Here is a 4351-nt window from a genome sequence, read left to right as displayed (position 1 = left end):
GAGATGGAAGAATTAATCTGGCGGAATTAGTTCCCTTCAATTCCGAATTTGGGTTAGTTGTTTAGATTAACTCTGTAGGTTGGGTTGACCCAAGGAAACCCAACCATTCCGGTTAATTACAATAGGTTTTGATGGGTTAGCGCACTTCCTAACCCATCCTACAAAATAAAGGTTCAGGTAAGGGTTCATTATCTGCTTGATAAGCAATCATTAGCGATTCTATAGCTTCTTTTCCCTTAGCGACAGCTTCCTCATAAGTATCTCCATGAGTACGCCAATATTGCCCTGGAAAATCAGGCAATGCAACCAAAAAACAATTGTCTTCATCAGACCATTGAATCACCATGGGATATTTAATTTGTGCCATTTTCTTGATTCCTCTTACCTTCTTTTTCTTGATACAGCTTTGCATCGGTACTGTCTTTTCCAGAAACAGTAACTTTACCAGAGTACAGATGATGTACCCAGTTAGTGTGACTTCCCTTGCCGGGTTTTTGAATAAATCCTGCTTTGCGTAGCATTTGTTTTAACTCGCTAACTTTTTTAACTCAGGAGAACTACATTATGTCTAGTCTGACTACTCAATTCAACCTCAAAACTGATAATAGTGGCCTACCTGGAACTATTATTAATAGTCCTCTCCGTGTAGGCGATAGATTTTTTGTGGAAATTTTAATGGAAAATAGTGATATTAATCCGGTCGGTATCACTAGCAGTGCCATTAATTTATCCTTCGATCCTCGCTCAATTCAAAACATCGACAATCCTTTCACTCCCTTAGATATCAATAGTCCTCTTGTTACCTCTAGTTTCCCCTTTGGACGCACGGGAATCTTAGACAATACCAATGGTTCAATTACTAACTTAGGCGGCGGTTCTTTACCATTTTTGGGCATTGGTTCACCTCTGGGAATTAATCAATTGGATACTTTTAGTTTATTGCACTTCCAAGTAATCGGCAATGGTAATTCTGGTCTGGTACTTAATATTGATTTATCTCAAACTGGTTTTAGCGATGGCAGTGTTGCCAGTTATTCTGGTAATCAAAGTCAGTTTATAAAAATAGTTCAAGTGGGTTCATCGACAGCTATTCCCGAACCTTCTACAATTTTGGCAATGGTAATATTAGGGTTAGGTGTATTGCTGTCTAAAAAGCGCAATCAAGACAATAGTAATGATAGTTAATTGATATTTTCAGGGGACGTGAGTGATGATGTTTACGTCCCTTTATCAGCAATTATTGAATAATTAAAATGATTCTTGTGCGGTAGATAAAACCTCTTGATACAGTCTTGGATTAATAGGTTTACCCTGAGTAATTAACGCCTCTAAAACTTCCTGAACGCTAGTAATTAATCCTAGGTGTTTGGCGACTAATAAAATACCTAATGTACCAGTAATTTTAAAATTTCGAGATCAAGCAACTCGCCTAGCTTCTCAATCATCAATCAATAATTGATCGGCTTCTAATTCTTCAGCTAAAATCCTAGCAGCACATTCACCCCAACCTAAATTAGTTATCGTTTTCAAAGTAGAGACTTTTTCTGAACTGCTAATGGTTCGTCTCTCTATCCAGTCTGCTAATTGAACTAAATTAACTGCTGGATGAGTTCCTGTTGTTCCTGTTGTTACCTCATGGTAAACTTCTTGAGGAATAACGGCCAAATTGCCATGGCTGACTCCGATGACAAGGCTGTAGTCATCTCCCTACCCTAACTGGTCACAAAATAACTTAATTTGCTGGCTAACTTGACAAAAGTTGCTCAAAATATAACCTTAGCAACATAAATCGGCTTATTCCTAGGTAAATCCTTGCAGGAGTGCCATTATACCAGATATTTTCTCTCTGCATGGTTTATTTAATAAGCTCTGCTGATGAATGAAAAAAAAAAATAAACTAGGCTTAGGATTATTCACCGCTACAATCTAAGCATCATCCCTAGCCAGTGCTAAATTTTCTGACATCCAAGCTTGATTAATGGTTTTGCTGTCTCTAGAGACAGTTTTCTCCACTATTCGCTTACTTATCAACTTTATCTAACTCGAACTAAGGTTCGGGTGGATTCCCTATTGACTCTGTACTATCTTTTTCACACGAGGTATATCATGGCTATCATCTACGTTAAATCCGGTTCTACTGGTAATGGTTCCGCTTGGAATAATGCTTATGGTAGTTTAGCAAGTGCGCTAACTGCGGCACAAGCTGGCGATGAAATTTGGGTGACTGCGGGTACTTATAAACCCACTACAGGAACAGACAGGAATGCAACCTTCACCCTAAAAAATAATGTCGGGATTTATGGCGGATTTGCCGGAACAGAAACTGCTGTTGATTCGGTTTTTAGTCGAAATTATGCTAACCGAGGTAGTGGTGGCGCGGTTTTCAATAAATTGATGAAACTGTGTAAGAAAATCAGTAACGTTTTAGGCTTGATTTCTGGAGTTACCCTTGCAACTGCTGGAATGCTTCTTGTTAATTCTAATCCTGCTTCAGCTTCCCAGTTATGGAATTTTACAATTGGAATTGGTAACAGATTTTCTGCGGGAACTTTTACAACTAACGATTGTAACAATTTTACAAGTCAATGTTTTGTTACGGGGATTACAGGGATAGATGCGTGGGGAGATAGTATGTTTCAAGTGCCTCCACCTGGCTTGATTCCTGAGATGGGAACTCCAAGCATTAATAAAAATTATTACCTCAAATATTATGATAATTTACTACCGCTAACCTATAACGGAATTGTTTTTACCTCTCTGAATAGTGAAAGATACATTCTTTTTAATTGGAATTTATTTTTTGATTCTACTAATCAAAAGTATTATCTTTGGCAACAAGCAAAATATTTATGTAAAGGTACACCTATAAGTTATAACTGCTCCAAAGGTTTTTCGGGCGATGATCGCTATACTACACCAATAGCTTACTATAATTATTATAATGGTGAAGTACAGTTCCAATTTTCCCCAGCTAACCCTCCCCCACCACCGCAGTCTGTCCCCGAAGGCGATAACGTGATTGGTTTACTTCTCCTTGGGGGATTTAGCTTAAAACGGGTGATTTTTCGGTTATTGAAGCAGTAAACTTTGATTTAGGATAAATTGGGGACGTAAGCGATTGCGTTTGCGTCTCTTTGTTAATAATTCAAAGACAAGCTAGAATTTTAGTAAGACAACGTTAATCTCTAAGGTTTATCAATGACTCAAATATTGCTCGAAATTCCTGATGAATTAATATCTCGTTTACAAGAACAAAAATCCTCGGTTCAAGAGATTGTCATCAAAGCTTTGGAAAATTATATTCAAACTAAATTACCAGATATTACTAAAACTCGCACTTGGGAACTTTGCGGAAGTTTAGAAATTAACCAACCTGAACCTAAATATATTATCGGACAAGATAATCATGGTCAAGTTGTTACTAACTACGCTGAAAACATTGATGAAACTCTCTATTAAAATTTGTGACTAAAGAAATTATTGTCGATACTTCTGCTTTAATTGCTTTTTTTATTAAATCTGAAACTCATCACGAAACCGCTCAAAATTATTGCCTAGAAAATCCTCATAATAGTTGGATTATTCTAGAATCAGTATTTGATGAAACGGTTACTTGGCTCCGGAGTAAGGTTTCCAGTAAAGCCTCAATTCAAGTAGGTCAAATACTAAGAGAAGATCATCATTATATTAATCTATCAGATAGTGACGATCTGGCAACATGGGAGGCTTTCTGTAAATACAATGATAAAAAATGGAGTTACACAGATTGTTCTATTTTAGTTATGGCTCATCGCTTGCAAATATTCGAGGTATTCGCTTTTGATGATCATATTCGTCAAATGGCAGGATTAGGAATTATTTGTGTACCATAAACCAATAAAAATACAACCTCGCTAATGTTAACCTCGTTTCCTTCCAACTGAAACTGTATGAGGATAATAACGGGACAGTTGGTAATGAAATCACAGGGAACAATCCTATTCTCGGTAATAGCTTCTTTGCCGAAATCCTAGTCGGTGATATTCGTACCAATGCAGCTGGTTTAATCATTAACTCCCTTGACTTTGGTTTTGCTGCGGATGTTGCCCAAAATATCAACAACTTTGCTGATATTAGCAATGTTAATAGTCCTTTAATTACCTCTAATTTCCCCCTATTCCGAGGCGGTACATTAGATAATACTAACGGACTCATTGATAACTTAAGTGGTGGTGCAGTCCCCGAAGCAAGTCAAGGTACAGCTATTGGGGTTAATCAATTAAATCGCTTTAGTCTGCTACGCTTTAATGTTGTAGGAACGCGGGACAACTCCAACCTAACCGTCACCTTTGATCCTTCCCAAATTGGTTTT

The 4351-nt window shown here is 37.4% G+C and carries 5 protein-coding genes and 2 pseudogenes; 4 read left to right on the top strand and 3 right to left on the bottom strand.

Features of this window, described 5'->3' with window-relative positions:
- Nucleotides 1-148 precede the first annotated feature (148 nt).
- Both IM500_RS15120 and IM500_RS15115 read right to left on the bottom strand, forming a co-directional pair.
- The gene (locus IM500_RS15120; protein ID WP_272082946.1) at nt 149-367 is read right to left on the bottom strand and encodes a type II toxin-antitoxin system HicB family antitoxin; all 219 of its coding nucleotides are present in this window, start codon (nt 365-367) and stop codon (nt 149-151) included.
- Nucleotides 354-524, bottom strand: a pseudogene (locus tag IM500_RS15115) (type II toxin-antitoxin system HicA family toxin); the annotation flags it as partial. The gene IM500_RS15120 and the pseudogene IM500_RS15115, both read right to left, overlap by 14 nt.
- Nucleotides 525-564: 40 nt before the next feature.
- Between IM500_RS15115 and IM500_RS15110 the strand changes: the two are divergent.
- Nucleotides 565-1185, top strand: a complete 621-nt coding sequence (locus IM500_RS15110; protein WP_287738852.1) for a PEP-CTERM sorting domain-containing protein — start codon at nt 565-567, stop codon at nt 1183-1185.
- Nucleotides 1186-1248: 63 nt separating this feature from the next.
- Here the strand turns inward: IM500_RS15110 and IM500_RS24820 are convergent.
- Nucleotides 1249-1665: pseudogene (locus tag IM500_RS24820) on the bottom strand (PIN domain-containing protein).
- 441 nt (nt 1666-2106) lie between these two features.
- On the opposite strand from IM500_RS24820, the gene IM500_RS15100 reads away from it, so the two are divergent.
- The 3 genes from IM500_RS15100 to IM500_RS15090 all read left to right on the top strand — a co-directional run bounded on the left by IM500_RS15100 (nt 2107) and on the right by IM500_RS15090 (nt 3872).
- Complete coding sequence (locus IM500_RS15100; protein ID WP_242034539.1) at nt 2107-3084, top strand: hypothetical protein; 978 nt, start codon at nt 2107-2109, stop codon at nt 3082-3084.
- A 114-nt stretch (nt 3085-3198) separates the two neighbouring features.
- On the top strand, nt 3199-3459 hold the full coding sequence (locus IM500_RS15095) for a hypothetical protein (RefSeq protein ID WP_008202575.1): 261 nt from the start codon (nt 3199-3201) through the stop codon (nt 3457-3459).
- 5 nt (nt 3460-3464) lie between these two features.
- Nucleotides 3465-3872 (top strand): type II toxin-antitoxin system VapC family toxin, encoded by a 408-nt coding sequence (locus IM500_RS15090; RefSeq protein ID WP_190719940.1) that lies wholly within the window; start codon nt 3465-3467, stop codon nt 3870-3872.
- The last annotated feature ends 479 nt before the right edge of the window (nt 3873-4351 follow it).

This window comes from Microcystis sp. M179S2, from assembly GCF_020245805.1.
GTDB lineage: Bacteria > Cyanobacteriota > Cyanobacteriia > Cyanobacteriales > Microcystaceae > Microcystis > Microcystis aeruginosa.
Note: the sequence above shows the minus strand (reverse complement) of the source record. Positions and strands in the feature narration are given on the sequence as shown.

Coding starts and splice junctions, on each gene's coding strand:
- IM500_RS15120 (WP_272082946.1), bottom strand. CDS start 367: ATGGCACAAATTAAATATCCCATGGTGATTCAATGGTCTGATGAAGAC.
- IM500_RS15110 (WP_287738852.1), top strand. CDS start 565: ATGTCTAGTCTGACTACTCAATTCAACCTCAAAACTGATAATAGTGGC.
- IM500_RS15100 (WP_242034539.1), top strand. CDS start 2,107: ATGGCTATCATCTACGTTAAATCCGGTTCTACTGGTAATGGTTCCGCT.
- IM500_RS15095 (WP_008202575.1), top strand. CDS start 3,199: ATGACTCAAATATTGCTCGAAATTCCTGATGAATTAATATCTCGTTTA.